Annotated in this window: 1 protein-coding gene; it reads left to right on the top strand. The window is 67.8% G+C overall.

Annotated elements, in window-relative coordinates:
• On the top strand, nucleotides 1-273 hold a 273-nt coding region (locus SB719_RS20095), incomplete at both ends, for a TonB-dependent receptor (RefSeq protein ID WP_412159729.1).

The raw sequence follows: 273 nt of genomic DNA, 5'->3' as shown, positions 1-273 counted from the left end.
ACCAGAACACGGTCGACAGCTTCGGCAGCCTCACCACCGTGGTCGGCCAGGAGCAGATCCGCGACCTCAACGCGCTCGACCTGTCCTCCGCGCTGCGTCGTACACCCGGCGTGGTGGTGTCGCGCTTCAACCCGGTCGGCTCGTTCGGCGGTGCCGAAGGCGGCGCGGTGTACATACGCGGCATGGGTGCCAGCCGCCCGGGCAGCGAGATCAAGACCTACATCGATGGCGTTCCCTTCTATATGGGCGTCTGGGGCCACCCGCTGCTGGACC

The organism is Pantoea sp. SIMBA_079, assembly GCF_046940275.1.
In the GTDB taxonomy this organism is placed as follows: domain Bacteria; phylum Pseudomonadota; class Gammaproteobacteria; order Enterobacterales; family Enterobacteriaceae; genus Pantoea; species Pantoea borealis.
The sequence above is the reverse complement of the archived record's forward strand: the minus strand, read 5'-3'. Positions and strand labels throughout refer to the sequence as shown.